The following is a 24,914-nucleotide window of genomic DNA, read 5'->3' as shown; positions in this document are numbered from 1 at the left end:
TTGAGTAACATACGATGTTTACTAAAGATAGCAAAAAACGAAATATTTTTCGCCAAGAATCTCTAGAGCGACTCTCTTCTCCAGAACGCCTCGATCAACTCATGCAAGTAGTTGGCCCCAAAGAATGGGTACCTTTAAGCGTTTTAGGAGGTTTAGTTATAGTCGGGTTAGCATGGAGTATCTTTGGCAAAATACCAATCACCATTGATGGACGCGGTATTTTTATTGCACCCCGTCAAGTAGTTGATTTTCAATCCCCAATTTCAGGGCAACTCAAAACATTATACGTTCAAGCCGGCCAATGTATTGCTAAAAATGAACGCTTAGCAACCATCGATCCCTCTGAACTAAAGCAGCGGCTAAAACTTGCTCAAGATAAACAAGCACAATTGCAACAGCAATCTAACGAAACATCTTTGCTCTTAAATCAGGGAACTCGTTCTGAACAAGATGCCATTATTGCTTCCAAAATTAGTCTTCAGCAACGTCTTTTAGCCGCTCAGTCTATGACTCCTATGCTGCAAAATAAAGGCTTAGATGCTATTGCCCAACAACGTCAGAGTCTACAACAAAGGTTACAGGATTTGCAACAAATGACACCTCTAATCCAAAGCAAAGGTTTAGATGCCATTGTCAGACAAAGACAAAGTATTCAACAGCAACTACGGGATACTAAATCACTCACTCCTACCCTCAAAGAAAAAGGCTTAAATACCATTACTGAACAGCGTCAGAGCCTGCAACAACGCTTAGAAAATGCTAAAAAACTAGCGCCAGTTTTAGCAGAAAGATTAGAAAAACGTCGGCAACTCTTCTCAGAAGGTGCCATCCCTCAAGATACTCTCCTCGAAGCAGAACAAGAATATTTTCAGAAATTAGAAAGCGTTGCAGAACTCAAGGCAGAATTAAAAGATTTAGATGCTCGTGAAGTGGAAGCACAACAGCAATATCTGGAAAATCTCAATCAGATTGGAGCGCTTCAGGCAAAACTCAAAGATATCGATGTTCAAGAAGCCACAACCCAACAACAATATCTCAATAGTCTCAATCAAATCAATGAAATTCAAGCACAACTTAAGGACTTGGAAGTCAAGGAAACAGAATCTCAACAACGACATCTAGAAAATCTCAATCAAATTCGTCAAACTCAAGCAGATTTGCAAGAATTGGAAACCAAAGCCAAGCGGTTAGAACAAGATAACTTAGAACAACTAAATAATAAACAAAATCCGATTCAGGATGTCCGTCGAGAAATTGCTCAATTGCAACAACAAATTATTGACAACAGCGAAATTCGCAGTCCTCACGCCGGCTGCATTTTAGAAATCATGGCTACAGAAGGACAAGTAGTTTCACCCGGTACTAATTTAGGTTCTTTGAATGTGACCAGCCGCAAAGGCACCATAGTTGGAGTTAGTTACTTTACAGTTAAAGATGGCAAAAAAGTGAAACCGGGGATGATGATTCAAATTACACCGGATACAGTTAAGCGGCAACGATATGGAGGAATTGTTGGCACTGTCACTTCAGTTTCCGAGTTTCCTATTACTCAAAAAGGTGTGGCAGCAGTGATTGGCAATCCCGATTTGGTTAGTGGATTAATTCAAAATGTCAGCGGCGGAGCAGGTGGAGAAAATGCAGGGGGGGCGATTGTAGAAGTCCGTGCCCAATTGGAATCAGATCAAACTCCCAGTGGTTATAAGTGGTCATCTTCCCAGGGCCCACAACTAAAAATTACCCCTGGGATTACCACCACTGCTAGAGTTCGGGTGGAAGAACAAGCGCCTATTACCTTTTTACTACCCGTTCTCCGGGAATGGACTGGTGTTTATTGATGAAAAAGATGTTAAAGATGGGATTTTCTAAATCAAAACAACCCAAAATCTTCAAGCGGGTAAAAACACCAACCTTATTACAAATGGAAGCGGTAGAGTGTGGTGCAGCCGCTTTGGGAATTATTCTGAGATATTATGGTCGGATCGTTCCTTTACCCGAACTGCGGACTAATTGCGGTGTCTCCCGTGATGGCAGTAAAGCATCGAATGTATTAAAAGCTGCTAAAAATTATGGAATGCAGGCGAAGGGATTTAAAAAACAACTTGCCCAACTTCAAGAAATTCAACCTCCCTTTATTGTATTTTGGAACTTCAACCATTTCCTAGTAGTTGAAGGATTTACAAAAGACCGTGTTTATCTCAACGATCCCGGCACTGGCCCTCGGAGTGTGAGTTTTGAGGAATTCGATCAGGCTTACACTGGCGTAGTTTTGCTGATGGAACCGGGCCCAGAGTTTAAACGTGGTGGCCGTAAACCTAGCATTATTCGCTCTTTAATGGAGCGTTTAAAAGGCTCAGTAGGGGCAATTATCTACTGTATTTTAGCTGGTTTTTTTCTTGTAATTCCGGGGTTGGCTATTTCCATTTTTGGTCAAATCTTTGTGGATAATATTCTCGTCGAAAATCGCTATGATTGGTTGCGACCCTTATTAATCGGCATAGGAATTACTGCCCTCATTCAAGCCAGTTTAACTCTGCTGCAATTGCGGTACTTAAGACATTTACAAATCAAACTATCTGTGGGGATGTCAAGCCGCTTTTTGTGGCATATTCTCCGCTTACCAGTGGGATTTTATGCTCAAAGGTTCGCGGGAGAAATTAGCAACCGCGCACAGTTAAATACCAGAGTTGCAGATGTATTATCTGGTCAGTTAGCCCAAACTGCGATCGATGTTGTGATGGTTATATTTTATGCAGCAGTGATGTTTGCCTATGACTGGGTACTGACTATAATCAGCATCTTCTTGGCAATCCTTAATGTCTCAACCTTGCAGTGGGTGGCAGAGAAACGCAAAGATAGTCACATGAGGTTAGTGCAAGATCAAGGAAAGGCAGCAGGTGTTGCCATTGCAGGGTTACAAAGTATTGAAACCATCAAATCCGCAGCCTTAGAATCAGACTTTTTTGCTCGTTGGGCTGGATATTATACGAAAGCAGAAAATGCTCAACAGGAACTCGGAATTAGCAACCAAGCTATCACTGTTTTACCCAATTTCATCACTGCCTTAACCACTCTGTCACTTCTTATTATTGGCGGGTTAAGGGTGATGGATGGACACCTAAGTATAGGGATGTTAGTTGCTTTTCAAAGTTTAATGGCTCTATTTCAGAAGCCAGTTAATACCTTAGTGAGTTTTGGTAGTACCCTTCAGGAGTTAGAGGGAGATATTAACCAATTAGATGATGTGCTAGATAATGAAGTTGATTCGCAGATTAACCTAGAAAATCCTCAAAATCCCTTTCAGGTTGACGCAATACCTCGTACAAATGGAAAATTAACTAATTCTGCCTTTAAATTGGCAGGATATCTCGAACTTCGCAATCTCACTTTTGGCTATTCACGAATTGACGCTCCTTTAGTTGAAAATCTTAGTCTCAGCTTGCGACCAGGTCAAAGAGTAGCCTTAGTAGGAGGGAGTGGTTCTGGTAAATCGACTGTTGCCAAAACAGTTGCAGGGTTATATGAAGCTTGGTCTGGAGAGATTTTATTTGATGGTATTCCTCGTCATAAAATCCCCCGTTCTGTGCTTACAAATTCTCTATCAATGGTTGAACAGGATATTTTTCTGTTTGGGGGAACCGTGCGTGAAAACTTAACTCTATGGGATAGTACAATTCCCAAAGATCAATTATTACGTGCTTGCCAAGATGCGGCGATTTTAGATGTGGTTTTAGCTATTTCTGGTGGTATTGAAGGGAATTTGCTTGAAGGTGCGGCAAACTTAAGTGGCGGACAGCGACAACGTTTAGAAATTGCCCGTGCTTTGGTAAACGATCCTTCGATCTTAATTATGGATGAAGCTACGAGTGCTTTAGATGCAGAAACTGAGAAAATTATCGATCAAAATCTTCGGCGGCGGGGTTGTACTTGTTTAATTGTTGCTCACCGTTTGAGTACGATTCGTGACTGTGATGAGATCATTCTCTTAGATCGAGGTAAGGTTGTACAGCGCGGTACTCATGAGGAAATGAGGGCAGTTCCCGGCCCTTATATGCGCTTGATTCAGTCTGAGTAAAATATTATTGGTAATTGGTAATTGGTAATTGGTAATTGGTAATTGGTAATTGTAATGTGGGCGCTCGCCGACAACTATCTTATGCTATGATTTACAGGTTTGTTGCGGCTCGCGGCCACCCTACATTTAATTAAATTTTGGGTGAAGTTTTGTACTCAAATTAGTTAAGAACCCTATAAAACTAGACCTCTACTAAAACTTTTTTAGACAGTTCGCTCACAAAAATTGGCTCGAATTCATAGATGCTAGATAACTTTTCTACTAGCGTATTCTCAATGAATTCCCATTGATCGTTAGGTGTATATCCGCTGAGACGAGAACGACATACATCTATTAGTTTAGGCTGAATTTCATTTACTTTCAAAAAATCAATCAGTGCATCAATTCGTTCTACGATCGCATCCTCAGAAACCTTCAAATTTTCAGCGACTAATTTATCAGGTTGGATGATACAAAAGTAATACTTCCCATCCATATATTTGACCGAGGCATTCCCACCCCAACAAATACGCAGTTTGTTATAAAGGTTATTGATATAGTCATAGTAAGCCTCTTCTGTAATCTCAACTTCTAAATATTCTCCCGATACGTTATCACAGGAAAAATAGTCAATATCGATATCGAGAATTACCGATTTATTTAATTTTTTTGATTCCTCACTAGAGAGATCATCTTGAGCATTAAGCGGTGTAATTGTGAAAGATTTGCAATCAGGATTAAACAGGTTATTAAAGTCAACCTTCGATTTTAGTATTAATCTTTTACCTTCTCCCTGATGGGAATAGATATTGAGTTGTTTCTGTCCATTTAATTTTGGGTCGTGTTTTTGACGCAACCAGTAAACCTGACTAAATACTCCTTGATAAAGTGCAGGATAGATAAAATTAGCGATTGTTAATTCGCTGTAGGTGAAGTCATGTACCCTTTTTATATTCTCATTTACCGACTTCAGAGAACTATTTAAAATTGGAACTACTAGGTCTGAATGTTCATCTACATGAAGTAGCGTATTCTGATTTTTGTTAATCCACCCTTCCGCTACTGCATAATGCCAAATAAAAAATGCTTCATTGTGCTCTTCCATGATATAAAACGGAATCTTAGCCATAGTGATTCTCCTTTTTTGGTAATTGGTAATTGGTAATTGCTAATACTAATTCTGAAAAGTATTGCTACAATCCTGATGTTGGGTTTCACTTCGTTCCACCCAACCTACTTTTACTATAGTTTCAGCTACCCAGGCTGAGGTTCGTCATCAAGAACGCCACGATTGAACATTAAATTAAGTGAGTAATAAGTTTCTGTTGCATTCACTCCTAATTTTTCAAATTCCGCGACGATTTCGGCTGCCGTTTTATTGCCTTTTAAAATTGCTTCTCCCAATTCTTTAATCAAAGGACGGTGGCGGAACTTGAGGGTTAGAAATCGAGTGGAAAGTTTGAAGCCATCATCAAGATTTTCGTGTTTGAGGTCGCGGCGAAATCTAAGATTCTGATCGGCTCTAATTTCTAAAGGCATCTGCTGAGTTATCATTCGTTCTAAGAGAACTTTGAGGTCATTGGCACTCTCAAAGTTTCCTCGATCGTAAACTCGATAGCCATTAGGCCAGCGATCGTCAGCTTTGCAAGGACTAATAATTTTAACGCTGCGCTCGACCATGTTAAACAAAAATCCTGTTACACAAGCAATCGTTGATTGGGCTAACTCATCAGATGCTTCTCCAGCTTTATTTTGCTTTTCCCAGGAACGACCAGCCACTGCTTTATTCATCAGCGACTCCTTATTTTGCATGACTAAACCGACGCGGATTAGATCCTCTGGCGAGAATTCTGCATATACATTTTGTAAAATTTTGAGGGACAAAATAGAGAAGCGATGGTAAGTAAAACCCTGAGAGTCTGAGAATTTCAAAAGCGATCGCACCCGTGCTGGATATTTCATGGGTTGGGCAGTCGTCATTTGTGGAATTGCGCCTAAAATGGCTTGAAAATCGCTGACAAACTGTTCATAATCGGGGTTATCAAGGGGGTCAGTTGCCCAGTAACAAAAGCCAGTACCGGCAGCAGGGCCACAAATTTCTTTAATAACTTCTAACACTTCGCCCCAAAGTTGGGCATTTTCGGCGGTGTAAGTAAAGATATCGCTAAAACGCGGTGCTGAAATCCCGCAAAATGAACAGCCAACAGAACATCCTTTAGTCAGTTCAAAAGCAACAGGTGCATGGAGAATTTGAGCGTTATGAGATTTGCGAATTTCGCTGTCTCCGCGTGCAATTTGCCGATCGCGCCACGCCTGAAATCTCGGATCGCTATCCGGCATATTATTGCGCCAGCGAAAAAAATATCGTTCCCGTGCTTTTTCGTAGTCAATGAAACGTTGGAGGGCGATGGGAAATGGGATGTCTTGGGATTGTTGGCTTTTTACAAATTCCGCGTCCCATAACCAGCGAATTTCTGCTAAGGGAATTTTGAGATTGTATTGAGCCACTGTTTGTTCGGGTGCGATCGCCACATTTTTTCTAAATTCTGGATCGGCTTCGTAATATTCCGTAAATCGCTTGATATGGCTGATACTCGTTAATTCTTGCTCGTCTAATTTCATCCACCGCTCGATCGTTTTTTGTTCTAGCGCGTCATCTAATTGAGCCAATTGGGGAGCCAAAGGTAATGTCTTAGCAGTCATTTTCCGAATCCTCTGTGATAGTTTTTCTGATCGTTTTAAACTCAAAACTCTTTTGCTTCATTTCCACAACAATAGAGATGGCAGTAAGTCGGGATAAGCTAGGCGCAGCAGTTGATAACCAATTCCCGCAGTTCCCGTAAACAGACCAGGGCTGTATGTATCCCCTGCCACATTAGCAAATACTTGGAAAGATCCCGTTTGTCGGGCGCGAGTTACTACCCAAGCAGCTTGTTGTTGGGCAATAGTAATTAATTCCGGTCGATTTAAGCGTTTTCCTGCTTCTAGAAATAGCTCGAGCCGCCCGAAATTACCACAGCAATAATTGTCTATTTCTTCGGCTTTGACTTGCGGCGTAGCTGCGATCGCAAATTCAATATCTTGCTGAATTTCCGCCGAATTAAGCATTTCCAAACTTCCCAGCCGTGCTAAACCTATTCCTGGCGCACCATGACACCAAGTGTTCGTAAAACTGGGTTCTCCGTTACGGCTGACGGAGTTTCTAAAATCTGGCCAGTTACCTGCTTTTGGTGAGAAAACGCTGCGTTCGTAAGCGATCGCTTCTGCTGCTGCTTCTAGAAATACAACCTCGTTGCTGACTTTATATAACCGCAATAAGGCATAAGCAATCCCCGCCGCACCGTGAGAAAATCCTGTTAGTAACTTGCCATCAACGGTTTGCCAAGTTCTGAATCCGGAGTCGCTAGCAGTGCGGTATTGAAGTAAATGCTTTCCTCCTGCGATCGCTTGTTCTAAAATGGCTGGTTCTTTGGTTACTTCGTAGAGCGCTAACAGTCCTAAAATCGCTCCGGCTGTGCCGAAAGTAACATCAAACTTGCGATCGTCGGCAAATTTTTCTGGTGTTAATAAAGCAGCAGCTTTGGTTGCATCCTCAATTACAGCGCTATTTTCTAGAAATTGGCCAATTCGAGTTAACCCGTAGATTATAGAACCGCATCCCACAGCACCGCCAATCCCAATTTTTTGCACCATAGCGCGACTAATTTGAGGATTTTGTAAATGCTGACGCAGAGATTCGATCGCTGCTAAAGTTAGTTCTTGAAGTTCTGAATTTCCTTGAATTTTGGCTAAAGCTGATAGAAATATGCCAATTCCACAACTGCCGTCATAGAGCCGATCGCTTACAGGTTCTAGTTGAAAGCGCTGGATCTCCATTAAGTAAACTAGAGCAATCCAACTGGCGCTACCATTGGGAGAATGAAGGGCATTGTTTTGGAGGCGTTTGGCGATCGCTTCGGCTTCTCGGACTAAATCTTTTGAATCCAGTTGTGGGACTAAATCGAGCTGGAGTTCTAAACTTGGGCTTAAACTAGAACTCTCGCATTGTTTGGCAATCTGTGCGTAGAGGGAACCGCGAATTAGTCCAATTTGCCATTTTAGGTCATCTGCGCTCAATTGTTGCAATCGAGCGATCGCTAAGTCGATACTTGGTTGGGCAAAGCAGTTTTCAATGGTTTCATTAGTAGCGATCGGCAAAGCATCTTGATTAGCCCAAGCTGTAAATAAGGGAATATCCATATACTCTAGTGCTTGTTTTTCGGCTGCAATCAACTGCCCAACTGCTCCCTCGCTATTGCGTCGCAAGCTATGAAATTTGTCATTCCAAAATCGCTCTCTACTCAAATAATCTAACTGAATGCTGCGATTTGCACCATCTTTCAGAGCCTCTAATTTCAGCGACATTTCTAGTATGACGCAATAAATTTTTGTTGCTCTGAAAGTGAAGCGCACTTGCTGTTTGCCCAGATTCATTAAAGGGCTATCTGCTGTCAAAAGTGCGTCGCGCTGTTCTCGGAGAAACTGGTACATTTGCCGAAACCCAGCGATGAGTTCTTCTAAATAATTGCTGGGGGAAAGTCCCACACCATTTAGATACGGTATGTTTTTACCAGGTGGCATCGCCTCATAATCCGAACCTAGAACCATGTCATCTTTATTGACGTTCTGCCATTTCGTTACTTTAAAGAGCGTTTCTTGCTGGCTGCCACTTCCCAAACCTGAAACGTCAAGGCTTTGCCCTGTGGCTACAAATAGCCATCTAGGAAGTAATCCCGTATCCAATACGGAGCTATACATTTGTTCGTAAGCGAGGGAATAGGCATCTCGATCGGCGGTGCTAACTTCCCCCCGCACGCCATGATTTAAGAGCATTTCTAAATCGATGGGGACGGGATATTCGCCACAAGCAATAATATTTTCATCAAGAAAGTCTGTGCCTTTGAGGACGTAGGCTAGGCAGAGAAACATCCCCATCCGTTGATAGTAGCGACTAGCTTGTGCTTGGTTTTGACAAGGTAGATGTTCGATAAATTCTGCCCAGCCATAGGTTGAGCGATCGATGATTTTTTGCGGTTTAAAGGTTAAGGGAATATCTCTGTTATTTAACCAAGTGAGTAACTGGCTGTAAGCTTTTTCTGTACCAAGGCTTTTGGGTTTGTAAACCAGTTCTAAGCCTGAGCTAAATAGAATTGCGATCGCGGAACGCCCTTGACGGTGGCGATCGGAAAGGTTGGGTTGAATAACTGTAACTTGACCCAGCTCTGTTTCCGGTTGGAAAGTTTGCTGAATTTCACTCCAATCTGAAGCTAATCTTTGCAGGAATTCAGTTGTTGTTTCTACCCATAAGTTTACCAGCGTCCCGGCTAGACGTGCCAATACGGAATACTCTTGGAAAAATGTTATTAATTCTCCGTTCAGCAAGTCTTCGATAAATTGCTTGTATTGTTTGTTAGTATAGGTGACAGTTAATGGCCAGGAGCTAACTAAGGCAGGTTGTTTTTGCTGTTGAAAGATTTTAAATTTCTGAAATAATGCCCGCGAGCCCAAATTTGCTAACAATTCTAGCAGGCTGCGTTCTAAGTTGGCGTGGGCGGCTGCGGTTAGCAGTGAGTAGCTATTTCCGGTGTTCGCGATTAGTTTTTCTCTGGCGATGTAAACTGAAGACAGCCAAATTTCTTCAAAGGGTAAAGGGCGCAGGGGATTGAGAAATGCTAAATTGTCTTTGGCGATCGCAGTTCTGGCTTGTAAGCTCTCTTCTAGGGTTTGAGCCCATGCTGGTAAGCGATCGCCCTGAAAGCGAACGTTACTAACAGCGTTGCGGGCTGAGTTTAAATCTAAACCCATCTGGCTCAGGTGTTGCTGGAATTTTGCGAAATCTCCTTCAGCTACAACTTGACACCACTGTTTGATTCGGGCATTAATAATGTCTGGGCTCTCGCTAGCTGAATCGAAGGCAAAATTAGAGTTAAGGCGTTCGTCGATCGTGCTAGCTTTTTCAACAATTTTAATTAAATCTTTTTTACAAACTTGCATTTTTTCTAAGTCCTATTGCTAATTGCTAATTGCTAATTGCTAATTTGGATAAAAAAGAGGAAGCAAAACTTATTCAAGTGCTTAGCTTCCTCTTCTTAGACTAGCTCCAGAAACTGCTGTCTAAATCGCATTAAGTGCGAGTTACAAAACCGCAGCCACGGCTACCAGCAATCCAGCAACCGCCACCAGCGACAGCTTCTAATTGTTCTTCAGATAATTCTTCTTCAACAGCTTCAGGAGCAGGTAGAACTAAGTACATCTTAGTAGCTGTTTCTTCTACTACTTCAATTGTCAGATCGTCTGGCACTTGAGTGTTAAACTCTGAAGAAATCACTGCTTTAGGATTGGCTTTGAGTTTTTCGCGGAAGCTGGGATCTTTAAGAGCTTTGATGGCGAGTTGTTCTTCGGCTTCTTTGCGAGTAGACATGATGTTTTTCCTGTTTTAAATGAATGGGTTTAAGAGGTGTCTTTGCGATGTTCGCTTGACGTTTGATTCTTGCTCGAATCTTTTATCAGAATAACCAGTCCTTCCCAGTACCGTCAATATAGAAAAGTTCAGTAAAACTCAGGAGTTAGAAACAAAATTTAATTATTTTCTTAACTTTGGTCAGAAAAACTCTGATAAATTCAGGTCAGGTACACTTTTGTTAGCAAAAAGCCTAAGTTTTAAACCATGAACGTCAGTCAGGCACTAGAATTGGCAGATAATTTGGTGGTGGCTAAAACGGCCAGGCACTTGAGCGACTTGCAAAGACTTTTATTAGAGGAATTTTGGACGAGGCCAAGTTTGCGCTATGACGAAGTTGCCCAAACTCACGGCTATTCAGCTAGCTATCTCAAGCAAGATGCAGGCCCGAAACTGTGGCGATCGCTCTCCGATGCTTGTGGCGAAAAGGTAAGCAAGGCGAACTTTCGAGCAGCGCTAGAGCGAAAATGGTCTGCGGTGGGAGAGAAGAGGAACCTATCTTTACCAGAAAACTCGGATAACTATCCTGTCAGCGTTGTGCAGCAAGATCCTTCCACTTCATCGCTAGCAGTTTTAGCCCCGCCCACAAGCTACCCAACTCAAGATTTATTGAGCTCCCCGGTTGTACCGCCTGACGACAATTTGCCACCCGCACAACTCCAGAGTTATCAAGATTGGGGGATTGCGCCTGATGTTTCCACGTTTTACGATCGCTACGAGGAAATAGCTCAACTTAAACAATGGATTGTAGGCGATCGCTGTCGTTTAGTCGCGATCGTTGGTTTAGGAGGCATTGGCAAAACCTATCTCAGCGTGAAATTAGCTGAACAAATCCAAGATTGTTTTCAATACGTGATTTGGCGATCGCTGCGAAATGCTCCACCCCTACAACAAATTTTAACGAGCATTCTGCAATCAATTGCTAATAGTCAAGAAATCGATTTAGCTGCAACAGTCCATGAAAAAATCTCTTGCGCCATCGATTTTTTCCGCAACCATCGTTGCTTGTTGATTTTAGATAATGTCGAAACGATTCTACAGGGTGGTGTTTACACGGGTTATTACCAAGAAGGTTATGAAGATTACGGTGAATTTTTTAAGTGTTTAGGAGAGGGTCGTCACCATAGCTGCTTGCTACTAACCACTCGTGAAAAACCGAAAGAAATTTCGATAATGCAGGGGGAAACTTTACCAATTCGCTGCTTGCGACTGCAAGGTTTATCTACCTCCGCAGGTTTGCAACTATTACGCCTCAAAGGTTGTTACTGGACATCAGAACAAGAGGGGTTTGCTTTAGTTGAACAGTATGCTGGTCATCCCCTTGCCTTAAAGATTATTGCCTCGACGATTCGAGAATTATTTGAAGGTAATATTTCAGAGTTTACTCAACATAACCTATTGGTGATTGATGAAATACGTACTCTCTTAGAAGAACAGTTTAATCGTTTAACCGACTTAGGCAAAGCTTTATTTTACTGGATAGCTATTAATTTAGAACCAGTATCAGCAGAGGAATTATATTCTGATATTTATCCCCTGGTTTCCAAACCTCGGTTAGTTGAAACTTTAAAGTCTTTAGTGCAACGTTCGCTGATCGAACAAACCGGCAGTCAGTTTGTCTTGCAGCCCGTAGTGAGGGAATATGCGATCGGCTCTTTAGTCAAGCAAGTTTGCGAAGAGATTGAAACGGGAAACTTTGCGATTTTAAACAGTCATGCTCTGCTCAAAGCTCAGGCAAAAGACTATATCCGACAAACCCAAATCAAGTTTATTCTCAATCCCATCCTCGAAAGGTTATTAACAGCATTCAAAACCAAAGCTAGGATTGCAAATCACTTTAAACAATTGATACATGAGCTGCAAATGCAGCCATCTCAATCGCCTGGGTATGCAGCCGGAAATCTGCTGAATATTCTATGTCAAATGCAGATCGATGTCAGCGGCTATGATTTTTCTCATCTCACAGTTTGGCAAGCTTATTTGCAAGGCACAAACCTACATGATGTCAATTTTAAAGGTGCAGATTTAGCTAAATCCGTGTTTGCCAAACAGCTAACCAATGTTTTAGCACTTGCCTTTAGTCCCGATGGCACGCTATTAGCAACCGGAGACGCTAATGGAGAAATTTGCTTGTGGTTAGCAGACGACGGTACGCTGTTAAGAATTTACGAAGGACACGCAGGTTGGGTAAATTCAATTGCCTTCAGCCCAAATGGTAGCTTACTGTGTAGCGGGAGTAGCGATCGCACCGTCAAAATTTGGGACGTAGGCACCGGAAACTGCCTGAAAACCCTCTCAGGACACAATCAACGAGTACGGACGGTGGCCTTCAGTCCTGACAGTCAAACCGTAGCCAGCAGCAGCAGCGATCGCACAGTCCGATTGTGGGACATTCAAAGCGGTTGGTGTCAACAAATTTACGCAGGTCATACCAGTTACGTCTGGTCAGTAACTTTTAGTCCCAACGGCAGAACCCTCGCCAGTGGTAGCGAAGATCGTACCATCAAACTCTGGGACGTTCTCACAGGGAAATGCTTGCAGACATGGCAGGATTCTAGCAGTTGGGTTCGCACCCTCGCCTTCAGTCCAGACGGCAAAACCTTAGCCAGCGGCGGAGGCGATCGCACCGTCAAACTATGGGAAACTAGCACAGGAACCCTATTAGCATCACTCCCCGGACACTCCCAACGTTTGCGTTCCCTCGCTTTTAGCCCCGATGGTAAACTACTTGCCAGTGGTAGTGGCGATCGCACCGTCAAAATCTGGGACTTAACAGCAAAGCGCTGCCTGAAAACACTACACGGCCATAGCAGTCGCCTCTGCGCCGTCGTCTTTAGTCCCGATGGCAACACCCTAGTCAGCGGTGGCGAAGACCGCACCGTCAGGTTTTGGGAAGTGAGTACGGGTAACTGCAACAGCATTTGGCAAGGTTACGCCAGTTGGTTTCAATCCGTCGCCTTCAGTCCCGATGGCAAAACCCTAGCCAGCGGCAGCGAAGATGGTACAGTCAAGCTTTGGAAAACTAACCTTAACTCCTCTGGCCCTTGCAGTCCCATTACCTTACTAGGCCATGCAGGTTGGGTTTGTTCCGTCGCCTTTAGTCCCGATGGCACAACCTTAGCTAGTGCCAGCAGCGACTACACGATTAAATTATGGGATGCTAGCAGCGGCACTTGCCTGAAAACCTTACTAGGAAACCCGCGCTGGATTCGGTCTATAGCATTTAGCCCCGATGGGAAAATGTTAGCTAGTGGTGGTGGTGACAATACCGTAAAATTATGGAACCTTCGTTCTGGCAACTGTTGCGCCACCTGGCGATCGCACGCAGGTTGGTTGTGGTCAGTCGCCTTTAGTCCTAATGGTGCGATCGTTGCCAGCGCCAGCGAAGACAAAACCGTAAAATTATGGTGCGTCCACACAGGAAGATGTTTAAGAACCTTTGAAGGACATAGCAGTTGGGTGCAAGCAGTCGCCTTTAGTCCCGATGGAAGACTATTAGCTAGTGGCAGTTGCGACCAAACTATTAAACTCTGGGATATTGATACAGGTCAATGCCTGCAAACCTTTTGGGATCATGTGAGTTGGGTGCAAACAGTCGCCTTTAGTCCCGATGGCAAATTCTTAGCGAGTGGAAGTTGCGATCAAACCGTAAAATTTTGGGAAATTGACAGCGGTGAGTGTTGGCAAACTCTATCGGCACATACAAACTGGGTTTGGGCGATCGCATTTAGTCCGAATGGTGACATTTTAGCCAGTGCCGGTCAAGACGAAACCATTAAATTGTGGAAAGTCAGCACCGGCGAATGCTTAGAAACTCTTAGAAGTAAAAGGCTTTATGAAGGAATGTGTTTGAGGGAATCTACACATTTAACAGAAGCACAGTTAGCAACACTCAAACTTTTAGGGGCATTTGTTTAGACATTGTTAACGGTTAACTGTTAACGGTTAACTGTTAACGATTAACTGTTAACAATACATAACATTAAGCCATTTGCCGAGCCATCAATTGAGCAAATAATCCCGGTTTTTCTATCAACTCCTCAAACTTACCACTTTGTACCACTTGACCAGCCTCAATCACATAAATGCAATCTGCATTACGAATAGTAGTCAAGCGATGAGCTACCACAATTCGCGTTACATCTAACTGTTCCAAACTAGCACTAACAATTGCTTGTGTCCTATTATCCAAAGCGCTAGTTGCCTCATCAAAAATCAAAATTTTGGGTTTCAGTACCAACGAACGAGCAATTAACAAACGTTGTCGCTGTCCCCCTGATAAATTAGTACCGCCTTCAGAAATCACAGTGTGCATTCCCATCGGCATATTTTCAATATCCTCTCCTAACCCAGCCATTTTTGCCGCTGTCCAAGCTTCATCCATAGTCACTAATGCACCGCCAGAAATATTTTCAAACATAGATGCACTATTAATCCGACCGTTTTGTAACACCACTCCTAACTGACGGCGAATTGCAGAAATATCTAGACCATCTAAATCTTGACCGTCATAATAAATTGTTCCATCTTCCGGCGTTTCAAATCCTAAAAGTAACCGAATAATCGTAGATTTTCCGCTACCTGACGGGCCAACAAGGGCAATAAATTCTCCAGCTTTAGCTTCAACTGTCACCTGATCGAGTGTGAGCATACCATCCGGGCGGTAGCGGAATGTCACCCGGTCTAATTTCACCCCTCCATTTAGCCTACCGGGATCTGTTTTATTCAGATCGATTTCCGGTTCTGCTTCTAAAATCGGTTTTGCCCGTTCCCACAGCACCGTTATTTCCAATATCTTAATAATCGTATTACTAAGGCTAGTAGTCCCCGTAATAAAAATCGCAAAAGCGCTATTAAATGCCAGAAATGTACCAGTAGAAAGCGTACCTTTTCCTTGTACAATCAAATTAACTGCTAAGAAATAGAGGAGCATCGAACTTAAAGTTGGTAAAACTGTATTGAAGATCGCGACTATATCCTCAAGCACTTCTGTACTCAACATTAACTGAAGTTGCTCTGTGTATTTTCTCGTCCAGTAAGCAAAGGCACGGTTCTCGGCTCCTGCTACTCTAAGTTTAGAAACACCTCCGATTAACTCCACCGTTAATCCAAAAATTTCCCCTTCTAATTCTTGCAAAGGACGCATTGTTCGCTGAGTGAGCAGTCCTGAGATTAATGTCACCATCACACTGAGGACACCAACTCCCACAGCTATGAAAGCTAAACTGCTACTGTAAACAAATAGTAATCCCAAATTTAACAGAGAGAAGAAACTATGAAACAGAGTTCCCAAGACAGTACCGGTGAGAATTTGCCGAATTTGGGTAATAGCTGAAACTCGCGATTGCAAGTCCCCGGTTGAATATTGGCGGAAAAAAGAAACTCGTAGTTTCAGTAACCGATCCCAAAAAGCGGTTTGCAAGGCTGAATTAGAAAGACTTTGAGTTCTTAAAGTGACAAATCCTTCCGCTAACTCAAATATAGTTTTGCCAAAACTGGTGGCTAGCAAAGCCAGTCCAATTTGCCATAGTAGCCCGCGATCGGCATCAGGAATTGCGTTATCAACTAGAATGGCAGTAGCTTGGGGAATAACCATTCCTAACAGAGTGGCAATCACTCCAGCAAGAATGAGAATTGCGATATCTCGTTGCAGACCCTTGGTGGCAAACTTGATAATTTCTAAAGAGTTAAGAGTTTGTTCTGGAAAGGGTCGATAAAAAGTATAGGCAACGGGATCTAGTTCCTCAAGAATTTCTGAGGTTAAAGGTAGACGTTGCTGTTGAGTTGGATCGAAAACCTCATATTTGCCTCCTGGTACCGGCAATAAGGCAACCGGTCGTTTATCGGCCTCCATATAGCCTAAAATAGCCCCGCAGTCTTGCCGCCACCAGCGGTCTTCAAGTAGCACTCGCCGATAACGAATTCGGGAAGCACGAGCAATAGCTTCTAAGGGGTTTTTGAGGCGCTCTAAATTTTCTGAACGGGCGGGAGGACGAATTTCTATGCCCATAGCTCGACCAACTGCCCCAGCAGCGATTAATAAGGGGGTTCCTTCCTGAAAAAATTCTACGGTTTTGGGTTTGAGAATTGATACTAACTTAGTAATTGCACCTTGGGTACTTTGTTGGTTGAGGCGTTGACGCTCTTGAAATATGGCAAATTTAGCATTAATTTCTTGGTTCTCTAGTTGCTCTAAGTGGTAAAGAAAGTCACTGTGGAGTTGAGAGAGAAAAGGAGTAATCTGGACTCGATCTTTGAGCGTGTCGATCGGTTTGAAGGGAATATTAGTGCCTGTAAATACAGAGGTCAGGTGACTATTCCAAGTCTCTAGGATCTGTCGGCAAGTTTCTCGTTCGTCATCAACTTGAGACTCTGCAAGTTGAATTATCTCAGTCATGCTTGACTCAATTAATGTCGCTTCTTCAACGGCAACTGCTATAATTTGATAGGGCGTTTCCCCAGCTTTTACCACTCCAAATAGGGCATTACCAGCACAGACACTAAATAAGTAGCGACGGGCTCCGGTGGGAACTTTATCAACAACTGTTACAGCAAATATCGCTAGCGTTCCCGACTGAATTAGCCAGACGATATTAGAATTATCTAAAACCAGAGGGTCATTTCCTTTGACAACTTTTTGTGAGGCTTGAGCTGTTGTTATATCGTTGTTGATTCCCATCTTCTTGTCTATCCAATTTTAGGAATGCTGTCTCAATGTTAGTCTATTGGCTCTCATCCTACCCTCATCAGCGCCAAGTTTAGATGAAGAGTGTCACAAAACTTTTATTTCTAAGTAATTCAGGAATTATCATATTTCAAATCAAAAGTCAAGAGTCGATCTAAAATCAAAGTCCACCAGAAGCTGAGCTATTGGCGATCCACTACTGTACCGATCGCTCTTCTAGAGCTAATGACTACGTAAAAATTACAAAACTGTAATCAAACTTCGGGTCAAGTTGTAATCTAGGGATTGCTTAATCAAGCTATTCTAAGTTGCAGTCATAGGAGCGCGTAGAGTATGGATAGCAAGAGCGAAAAAGTCTTAGAACTGGCAAAAAGTGAAGTAGATACCACCTTCACTCAAGAGCAAGTTGCAGAAATGCTGGTAGTGGCGATCGCGCGGAGCCAAATAGTATTTGAAGAGGGAGAATTCAGTGAAGATGAACTAGAAGCCGTCGCTTAAAGAAACTTAGCCAAATTAAATGATTTCTTAAATAACGCCAGTGAGAACAGAATAAAACTGATGACTCTTTCTATGTTATACTCACTGGCAAATTGAGTTTTAGCAATTGCAAATCTTGGGAAAATGTCTCTATCCCTTCGCACCGACATCCTCACCCGTTATGGCGCAACTCCCTTAGAAATAGAGGAATTACTCGCCTACAATGACAATGTGTTCGCACCGCTTGAATTTGACTCTTTGCCTACCTTTCCCCTTTTACCTGAATCATATCTGACAGCGTGGGAAACTTACCTAACTGAAGCAGAGCAGGAGGGGGTATTTACCACTTTACGATCGAAACTCGTACAGTTACAATTTCCCATACTCGCTGGTATCAGTGAAATAGAAAATTATCGGTTAGCAACTCGGAAGGGTTATTCTACAGTGGCGATGGCGGAAGCAACAGGGTTAGTCTTACAACAGCCAGAAACATTAAAGTTGATTCTCCATGAAAGTTTGGCGGGCAAAATTCCGATTTTAATTGCGGGATGCCGCGAAGATTTTGTCAGCTTGGTGCAAGCACTTATCCATCGCAATGAACCTCAACCTATTCCTAACTCAATGGGTGCTGTGATGGTAGCAGGATACAACAATTGGGATCGCGTTCGTACTTATCGCACCCAGTGGGAATCTCAACAAATGCAAATGATAACAGAGGCAGCATGGCAAGCTGAGTTCAAGAAGTTAATTCCCCAAAAAGATCGCTATCAAGATCGGTTTATTGTTTTGAGTCCAGGGGGTTATAGTGGATTGGCAGCCTCAGATATGGGAATGAGTGAATCAGAGTGGTTGCCTATCTCTCTTACGATTCGTTTGGAACATGAATGTACTCACTATTTTACGCGCCGACTTTTAGGTTCAATGCGGAATAATTTAATGGATGAGTTAATTGCAGATTATCGAGGTATTATTGCTGCTAATAATGGTAAATATCGGGCTGATTGGTTTTTGCAGTTTTTAGGATTAGAAGCTTATCCAGAATATCGACAAGGTGGCCGGATGGAAAACTATCGCGGTGAACCGCCTTTGTCTATGGGAGCTTTTCAAGTATTGCACGCTTTAGTCAAAGATGCGGCCGAGAATTTAGAAAAATTTCACACAAATCATCTAGAGGAGTTATCAAGTGTTGTCAATCAAGGGAAGTTTTTAATCGCCTTAACTCGTTTAACATTGGAAGAATTAGCAAATACAGAAAGCACGGTTTTATCTGAGTTGGTAATTGGTAATTGGTAATTGGTAATTGGTAATTGGTAATTGGTAATTGCTAATTGCTAATTGCCCATCTTCCCCATCTTCCCCATCTTCCCCATCTCCCCCATCCTCCCCTGCTCCCCCGCTCCCCCTCTTTCCCTAGTCCCTAGCCCCTAGCCCCTAGCCCCTTCTTCTATTTCCTGAAACAGAACAACCAGCTTAAATACAAGCTGGTCTGCAAAAATATTTAAATCCGTTGTGTTCTCAGAAGGAGGAAACCCAAACTGCGCCTTCCCAAGCTTGCAGGGGGTTATGAAGACCTTTGTCTTCCCTCTCAAGTAATAGTTTAACAAAAAAATTGCATATATATAACAAATTGTTAAGCCTGTGTTCGGTTTAATTGACAGCCAAAGCCATCAAACCCTAAGTGCAGCCTTAGCCAAGGCTTGCTGCGGACGACCCCAAATAATTCGCTCTTGCTTATAAACTACCATCCCAGGTTTGGCACCCTTGGGCTTATAAACATACTTCGGTTCAGTATAAACCACTGGTACTTGTTCGCTCTGACGCGCGCGACTGTAGTAAGCGGCCAAATTAGCTGCAAATTGCAAATCGGCTTCCTCAGCCGCAGTACCCGGTTCTAGGCGCAGCAATCCGTGACTCCCTGGAATCTCTTGGGTATGAAACCACAGGTCATAATCTCCAGCAATGCGGAAAGTTAATAAATCATTCTGGCGATTATTGCGACCAATTAATAATTCAAAACCACTGGGCGTTTTATAGCGATAGAAATCGGGCCCTTGTTCCTTAGCGGCGCGGGCTTCTTGTCCCGCCCGCAAGCGATTACCGGGATCTTCGAGATATTTCTGCTGAATTAACTCGTCGCGAATTTCTTCTAAAGTCTGCAAATCTTCGGAGTTATGGTAGCTTTCTAAATGTGAAAGAGCGGCTTCTACTTGCTCTAAATAATCTATTTCTTCCTGTACGGCTGCTAACAGGGGTTCTACTGCTATACGAGCGCGTTTAAGCTTTTGGTGACGTTTATAAAGGGCTTGGGCGTTTTGGACGGCGTTTTTTTCGGGGTCAAGAGGAATGGTAGCTGGTTCCCCAGTTTCAAAGTCGGGGAGGGTAATAGTTTTCATCCCCGGTTGCCATTCGTGCAGGTTGGCCATTAATAAATCTGCTTGCAATTTGTCAGCATCAGCACGAGCAGATTGTTGTAAACGTTCTTTAAAGGTATTAGCTTTGAGGCGTAATTTGGCTAAGAGGCTGCTGAGTTTCTGTTTTAATTGATGGCTCAGTTGCGCGAATACTTGTTGATTTAACTCTGTTGTGTAGTAGGTATTGAGTAATTTTTGTACAGATTCAACAGCCGATTTCCCATTCAGAGATTGCCGACTATTCCAGTCGATGACAGTGTAGCCTTGGGGCGTAAAACTAGGCTGAAAGTTGGATTTTTCTAAGGCTTGGAGCCATTGTTGCCAACAATTGTATAATTGTTGCCAATCTTCAGGACTGAGATTTAAGGTAGATTGGTCGGGGTCTAAACCGGCGGCTGCGATCGCAGACATGACCAATGCTGAACTTAATCCGCGATAATTTTTAAGTAAGTTCCGCCGCAATTGTCCGGGAACTAGGCTGATGCGTTGTTGCCATCGCTCTATAGGTTCGCTTAAACTGGGTACAGCATCGGTGAGGGAGGGCGGAAGTTCGTAAGGTTGACCTGTTTGGATGGGGCGGACGCTGGACTGTTGGGCGCTGACTTGGTGGGCGCAGGTGACGATCAGGTTGTCTTGAGTAGTGAGGATAACGTTGCTATATTTAGACATGATCTCGACGTAGAGATGCCAGAGGGCGGGTTCTCCGGGTCTGCGGGCAAATTGCAGGTCGATGACTCTTTCCCAAGGGGCGACTTGTGCGATCGCCACCAGTGCTAAACTTCCTAGTTGATGCCGCAGTTGTTGGCTAAAGGTGAAAGTATCGGGCGTGCGAGGCGGTGGTGAACCAATGCAGAGGCGAGCACCTTGAGGATGCCAGGAAATATCCAGCCAGCCGCGCCGATTTATAGTTCGCAGTGCTAAAGCTACAGTGTGGCGATCGCGCTGATATACTTGTTCCAGACGCGCCGGCAGCCAGTCTGAGCGCAGTTCGCAACAAGCAGCCATTAAAGTGGTAAAGTCAACTGGTTGCACGAGCAGCACCCTTTTTAGTCGTTAAATTACAGGTGTTGCAGTTCCCTACTGGCAAGCACAAGTTACATTTTAAGACTATTTCGAGCAAAAAAGCCAAAAAGCACTTGCAGAATTAAAAATTAAAAATTAAAAATTAAAAATTTCGCCCTTAAAAATTCATAAATTATGCTAAAAAATGCCGAAAACTGACAAAAACTAAAAAAGTCAGTTTTTGTCAGTTTCCGGCTTGTAACTCAAAATTTTTGTAGATATCATTAAAATTAAGAAATTACAGCTTCTTACACACTAGCGCCTTAGTTTTGCATGGATATTCAGCTAATTAATATCGGTTTTGGCAATATTGTGTCTGCAAACCGAGTGATTGCAATTGTCAGCCCTGAGTCTGCGCCAATCAAGCGTATCATTAGTGATGCGCGCGAACGGGGACAACTGATTGATGCTACTTACGGTAGGCGTACTAGAGCGGTAATTATTACAGATTCCAGTCATGTAATTTTGTCCGCAATTCAGCCGGAAACAGTTGCTCACAGATTCGTACTCCACAAAGATGGTCAAGGCAAGGATGATTAAGCAATGACGAATGGTAGATTGATTGTGTTGACAGGGCCTAGCGGGGTGGGAAAGGGGACTTTAGTGCGATCGCTCCTCCAACGCCACTCTCAACTGTATTTATCCGTATCGGTGACGACTCGCTCTCCGCGTGAAGGGGAAATTGAGGGGAAACACTACTATTTTGTCAGCCGCAGCAAGTTTCTACAAATGGTAGAGGCTGGGGAATTACTGGAGTGGGCTGAATTTGCAGGCAATTTGTATGGAACACCGATCGAGTCTGTAAAGCAGGGGATTCAAGAGGGAAAATTGGTAGTCTTAGAAATTGAGTTAGAAGGGGCGAGACAAATTAGAGATACTTTCCCAGAGGCGTTGCGGATTTTTATTTTACCGCCTTCCTGGGATGAGTTAGAGAGGCGCTTGCGGAGTCGGGGTCAAGATTCAGAGGATGCGATCGCCCGTCGTCTCCAACGCGCTAAAGAAGAAATAGATGCGGCTGGCGAGTTTGATTTCCAAGTAATTAATGATGATTTGCAAGGCACTTTAGAGCGTCTGGAATCTGTCTTATTTGTCCCCGTTTCATAATTTTACTAGCAACTATAGCTAGGGGCTAGGGGCTAGGGGCTAGGGGCTAGGGAAGAAGGGAAAAGCAATATCAGCCATTAGTAACTAGCAATAATCTCAGACAAATCAGGCTCCAGAAACCGGGTTTTTGAGAGGATCTGTGGATAAGGGCGAAGTATTTTAGTCAAAAAACCCGGTTTCTTTGGTTGGGTGCGTAAGTTCTGTTTATCTAACTTTAGTACGAGTCTGAGCCATTACATCTATTTCTTAAGATAGAAACAACCTAGATTTCCCCAGAATTGTGAAACAAAGTTTAAGGAGGCTTAGTCTTGCGTAAGAATGTGTAATTTCTAGGGGCAACTACTGTGAATTTAATTAGTAAAATTGTTCAAAACGCTTTAGCAACGGGCTATTTGACCCTAGAAGCTGAAGAAAATTTGCGTCACCTTTTGCAGATGACAAAGTACGGATTAGAAGACTTCGAGGCTTTTATTACTTTACAAGCAGAGGTAATTGAAGGTAGAGTCAAGCAAGAAGCGCGAGAGCTACTGCTATTAAACATAGCTACTGACCAGAGTTAGGAAAATCAATTAATGTCTGTCGATAAACATCGGGCAATCCCGTATCGAAACACTTGCCTTTCACAATATAACCTGCGATCCCCTCTTCCTGCCGCAATTTTTCCAGGCAAGACGTTAATTGAAATTCCCCTCCTTCCCGGAAATTTTGGTTAATGTGAGCTGCCAAATAATCAAAAATTTTAGGCTGAAGTACATACATACCAAAGATTGACAAAAACAGCTCATCTGCCATACCTTTTATATGAAGGTATTGCTGAGCGTACTCTATTTTCGGCTTTTCATAGAATTGAGTAACAGACAAAATAGAACCCTCTTTTTGCCAAACTCCAGTAGCACAACCGTAATGATGAATCATCTCCGATGGCGTAATTCTTAAACCAACAACACTCTGCTGTACCTGGGAGTAAATATCTAATAGCTGACGCGCACAACTTTCGCTTTCAGACGCATAAATGTGATCGCCCAAAAGCAGTAAAAATGGTTCGTCATTTACCCATTCTTTAGCACAAAACACAGCGTGTCCAAAGCCATCTTGACTGTCTTGGGTAAGAATCGTAATTCTTTCTCCTAAATCTTCTAGATATTTGCTATATTCCTGATTTTGTGGAGACAATTTTTGTAAAAGTTCTGGCTTGGGTGGCTTTTTAAATAAATCTTCAAAAATTTCGCGATCGCCTGGTTGTACGACAATTCCTACCTCTTCAATTCCCGCACTAATTGCTTCTTCAACAATTGCCAAAATTACAGGTTTAGCGCGACCATCCCGGTCTATAATGGGAAATAATTCCTTCTTTACAACCTTAGTACACGGAAACATTCGCGTACCAAACCCAGCCGCTGGAATTACTGCTTTACGAACTCTAGACTGAGAAGGAATTGTGAGCTTTAAACATTGCATCTGAGGGAAATCTCGCTCAATTATATCAATAACCCGCTGTTGACTCTCTTCATTTTTAACAATAAACTGTGCAGTACCATCTCCCTGCGAACCGACACCTTTACCGCCTAAAATATAAGGCTGAATAGCTGAATAATTTAGAAGTTCATGAAGTACGGGAGCCGTTAATTGCTGAGGACAAGCAGGAATTAAACATCTGTCAAATTCACTCTGGGAAATTTTCATCAATTCACCTATTTTTTCTGCCTCTCCATCTTGCAAAGCCGCAACTGCATCTAGAGTGATTTTAGAACTAATAGAACCGAGATATTCCTGCACATCTTTCTGTACCTGATTCACAGCCAATGGATAGCAATTATTTAAACTACCTAAGATTTCTTGAGTGTTTTTACTAGCAGCCAAATCTACAATTACAAAAAACAAATCTTTGGGAACTTTTACCTCATTTACCTCCATCCGTGTACCGTCAAAAATCATCAAAATTGGTCGATTTCCGTAAGCACAACCTTGATCCATACGCCCGCAACGAGAAGGAGTTAAAATCTCGCCTTGATAGGCCATCTCCATTTCTCCTCTCACCGTCATTTTCAAGTCGTATAAACGGTTAAAAGCACGAGCTACTAAAACACAAATTACCGCACTTGAAGACAAGCCTTTTTTAATAGGTAAATCTGTTAAATAATTATCAATTTCCAGTCCCTCGACGCGATAGTGAGTCAGAAATTGGTAAGCAACGCCAGCCGCATAACTGAAAAAGCCACCTTTTTCTGCTTCTGCCAGCAGACTAGCTCTATCCATAGACAGTGCAATTTCATCGAGCTTGGTACTATCATTTAATGTAGTCTTAATTATCAATTCGGTAGAATTAGGCTTAACTTCTGCATAAATTCCCTGATTTGTACTAGCAATTAGCGTGTAGCCTTTTTCTAAAGCAGGATTTACGTGGCGGTAGCCTCCAGCCCAATCGCTGTGCTCGCCAAACAGACAAAGGCGGCCTGGAACAAAAATTTTCACTGCTTACCTCTCTCGCGATCGCACAACCCAAAATATCGCATCATTTGCATCTATCTAAAGATATCTAATTAGAATATTTTACCCTCAATTGTGCCATTTTTATCTAAATTCTATCATCCTCTTGGTTGATGTAATCTATAGATAAAATTTGTT

General features: G+C 42.8%; 15 protein-coding genes. 8 read left to right on the top strand and 7 right to left on the bottom strand.

Going from position 1 to position 24,914, the window contains the following annotated elements; translation table 11 throughout:
• The first annotated feature begins 14 nt into the window (after positions 1-14).
• Together OSCIL6407_RS0119055 and OSCIL6407_RS0119050 are read left to right on the top strand one after the other, a co-directional pair.
• The gene (locus OSCIL6407_RS0119055) at positions 15-1,835 is read left to right on the top strand and encodes an NHLP bacteriocin system secretion protein (RefSeq protein WP_007357377.1); all 1,821 of its coding nucleotides are present in this window, start codon (positions 15-17) and stop codon (positions 1,833-1,835) included.
• Positions 1,835-4,072, top strand: a complete 2,238-nt coding sequence (locus OSCIL6407_RS0119050) for an NHLP family bacteriocin export ABC transporter peptidase/permease/ATPase subunit (RefSeq protein ID WP_019487546.1) — start codon at positions 1,835-1,837, stop codon at positions 4,070-4,072. The genes OSCIL6407_RS0119055 and OSCIL6407_RS0119050 overlap by 1 nt, the downstream gene beginning before the upstream one ends.
• 181 nt (positions 4,073-4,253) lie before the next feature.
• Here the strand turns inward: OSCIL6407_RS0119050 and OSCIL6407_RS0119045 are convergent, their stop codons facing one another.
• From OSCIL6407_RS0119045 to ospA, 4 genes are all read right to left on the bottom strand, one after another.
• Positions 4,254-5,180 (bottom strand): peptide arginase family protein, encoded by a 927-nt coding sequence (locus OSCIL6407_RS0119045; RefSeq protein WP_007357379.1) that lies wholly within the window; start codon positions 5,178-5,180, stop codon positions 4,254-4,256.
• A gap of 125 nt (positions 5,181-5,305) precedes the next feature.
• Positions 5,306-6,754, bottom strand: coding sequence for a radical SAM family RiPP maturation amino acid epimerase (locus OSCIL6407_RS0119040; RefSeq protein ID WP_007357380.1), 1,449 nt, complete (start codon positions 6,752-6,754; stop codon positions 5,306-5,308).
• Between the two features lie 57 nt (positions 6,755-6,811).
• Positions 6,812-10,084: a type 2 lanthipeptide synthetase LanM family protein gene (locus tag OSCIL6407_RS0119035; RefSeq protein ID WP_007357381.1), complete on the bottom strand. Its 3,273-nt coding sequence runs from the start codon at positions 10,082-10,084 to the stop codon at positions 6,812-6,814.
• Between the two features lie 130 nt (positions 10,085-10,214).
• Positions 10,215-10,511 (bottom strand): proteusin family RiPP peptide OspA, encoded by a 297-nt coding sequence (gene ospA, locus OSCIL6407_RS0119030; protein ID WP_007357382.1) that lies wholly within the window; start codon positions 10,509-10,511, stop codon positions 10,215-10,217.
• 246 nt (positions 10,512-10,757) lie between these two features.
• Here ospA and OSCIL6407_RS0119025 point away from each other — a divergent pair, with 246 nt between their 5' ends.
• On the top strand, positions 10,758-14,468 hold the full coding sequence (locus OSCIL6407_RS0119025) for a WD40 domain-containing protein (RefSeq protein ID WP_007357383.1): 3,711 nt from the start codon (positions 10,758-10,760) through the stop codon (positions 14,466-14,468).
• Between the two features lie 64 nt (positions 14,469-14,532).
• Here OSCIL6407_RS0119025 and OSCIL6407_RS0119020 read toward each other — a convergent pair whose 3' ends face one another.
• On the bottom strand, positions 14,533-17,229 hold the full coding sequence (locus OSCIL6407_RS0119020; protein ID WP_007357384.1) for an NHLP bacteriocin export ABC transporter permease/ATPase subunit: 2,697 nt from the start codon (positions 17,227-17,229) through the stop codon (positions 14,533-14,535).
• A gap of 339 nt (positions 17,230-17,568) precedes the next feature.
• On the opposite strand from OSCIL6407_RS0119020, the gene OSCIL6407_RS36310 reads away from it, so the two are divergent.
• Together OSCIL6407_RS36310 and OSCIL6407_RS0119010 are read left to right on the top strand one after the other, a co-directional pair.
• Positions 17,569-17,733, top strand: a complete 165-nt coding sequence (locus tag OSCIL6407_RS36310; RefSeq protein WP_007357385.1) for a hypothetical protein — start codon at positions 17,569-17,571, stop codon at positions 17,731-17,733.
• Between the two features lie 123 nt (positions 17,734-17,856).
• The gene (locus OSCIL6407_RS0119010; protein ID WP_007357386.1) at positions 17,857-19,005 is read left to right on the top strand and encodes a DUF7005 family protein; all 1,149 of its coding nucleotides are present in this window, start codon (positions 17,857-17,859) and stop codon (positions 19,003-19,005) included.
• Between the two features lie 374 nt (positions 19,006-19,379).
• Here the strand turns inward: OSCIL6407_RS0119010 and OSCIL6407_RS0119000 are convergent, their stop codons facing one another.
• Positions 19,380-21,155, bottom strand: a complete 1,776-nt coding sequence (locus tag OSCIL6407_RS0119000; RefSeq protein WP_026103779.1) for an Rqc2 family fibronectin-binding protein — start codon at positions 21,153-21,155, stop codon at positions 19,380-19,382.
• 303 nt (positions 21,156-21,458) lie between these two features.
• Here OSCIL6407_RS0119000 and remA point away from each other — a divergent pair, with 303 nt between their 5' ends.
• From remA to OSCIL6407_RS0118985, 3 genes are all read left to right on the top strand, one after another.
• The gene (gene remA / locus OSCIL6407_RS0118995; protein WP_007357388.1) at positions 21,459-21,725 is read left to right on the top strand and encodes an extracellular matrix/biofilm regulator RemA; all 267 of its coding nucleotides are present in this window, start codon (positions 21,459-21,461) and stop codon (positions 21,723-21,725) included.
• Positions 21,726-21,728: 3 nt separating this feature from the next.
• A complete protein-coding gene (gmk, locus tag OSCIL6407_RS0118990; protein ID WP_007357389.1) occupies positions 21,729-22,289 on the top strand; it encodes a guanylate kinase in 561 nt (186 codons plus the stop codon).
• Positions 22,290-22,633: 344 nt separating this feature from the next.
• The gene (locus OSCIL6407_RS0118985; RefSeq protein ID WP_007357390.1) at positions 22,634-22,849 is read left to right on the top strand and encodes a hypothetical protein; all 216 of its coding nucleotides are present in this window, start codon (positions 22,634-22,636) and stop codon (positions 22,847-22,849) included.
• Here the strand turns inward: OSCIL6407_RS0118985 and OSCIL6407_RS38140 are convergent.
• On the bottom strand, positions 22,833-24,761 hold the full coding sequence (locus OSCIL6407_RS38140) for a sugar phosphate nucleotidyltransferase (RefSeq protein ID WP_007357391.1): 1,929 nt from the start codon (positions 24,759-24,761) through the stop codon (positions 22,833-22,835). The two genes, OSCIL6407_RS0118985 and OSCIL6407_RS38140, sit on opposite strands and share 17 nt — an antisense overlap.
• Positions 24,762-24,914 lie beyond the last annotated feature (153 nt).

This window comes from Kamptonema formosum PCC 6407 (assembly GCF_000332155.1).
Taxonomy (GTDB): domain Bacteria; phylum Cyanobacteriota; class Cyanobacteriia; order Cyanobacteriales; family Microcoleaceae; genus Kamptonema; species Kamptonema formosum.
This window is presented reverse-complemented; position numbering and strand designations above follow the sequence as displayed.

Bases quoted from the DNA above. Each gene is read 5' to 3' on its own strand.
- OSCIL6407_RS0119055 (WP_007357377.1), top strand. From the start codon at position 15: ATGTTTACTAAAGATAGCAAAAAACGAAATATTTTTCGCCAAGAATCT.
- OSCIL6407_RS0119050 (WP_019487546.1), top strand. From the start codon at position 1,835: ATGAAAAAGATGTTAAAGATGGGATTTTCTAAATCAAAACAACCCAAA.
- OSCIL6407_RS0119045 (WP_007357379.1), bottom strand. From the start codon at position 5,180: ATGGCTAAGATTCCGTTTTATATCATGGAAGAGCACAATGAAGCATTT.
- OSCIL6407_RS0119040 (WP_007357380.1), bottom strand. From the start codon at position 6,754: ATGACTGCTAAGACATTACCTTTGGCTCCCCAATTGGCTCAATTAGAT.
- OSCIL6407_RS0119035 (WP_007357381.1), bottom strand. From the start codon at position 10,084: ATGCAAGTTTGTAAAAAAGATTTAATTAAAATTGTTGAAAAAGCTAGC.
- ospA (WP_007357382.1), bottom strand. From the start codon at position 10,511: ATGTCTACTCGCAAAGAAGCCGAAGAACAACTCGCCATCAAAGCTCTT.
- OSCIL6407_RS0119025 (WP_007357383.1), top strand. From the start codon at position 10,758: ATGAACGTCAGTCAGGCACTAGAATTGGCAGATAATTTGGTGGTGGCT.
- OSCIL6407_RS0119020 (WP_007357384.1), bottom strand. From the start codon at position 17,229: ATGGGAATCAACAACGATATAACAACAGCTCAAGCCTCACAAAAAGTT.
- OSCIL6407_RS36310 (WP_007357385.1), top strand. From the start codon at position 17,569: ATGGATAGCAAGAGCGAAAAAGTCTTAGAACTGGCAAAAAGTGAAGTA.
- OSCIL6407_RS0119010 (WP_007357386.1), top strand. From the start codon at position 17,857: ATGTCTCTATCCCTTCGCACCGACATCCTCACCCGTTATGGCGCAACT.
- remA (WP_007357388.1), top strand. From the start codon at position 21,459: ATGGATATTCAGCTAATTAATATCGGTTTTGGCAATATTGTGTCTGCA.
- gmk (WP_007357389.1), top strand. From the start codon at position 21,729: ATGACGAATGGTAGATTGATTGTGTTGACAGGGCCTAGCGGGGTGGGA.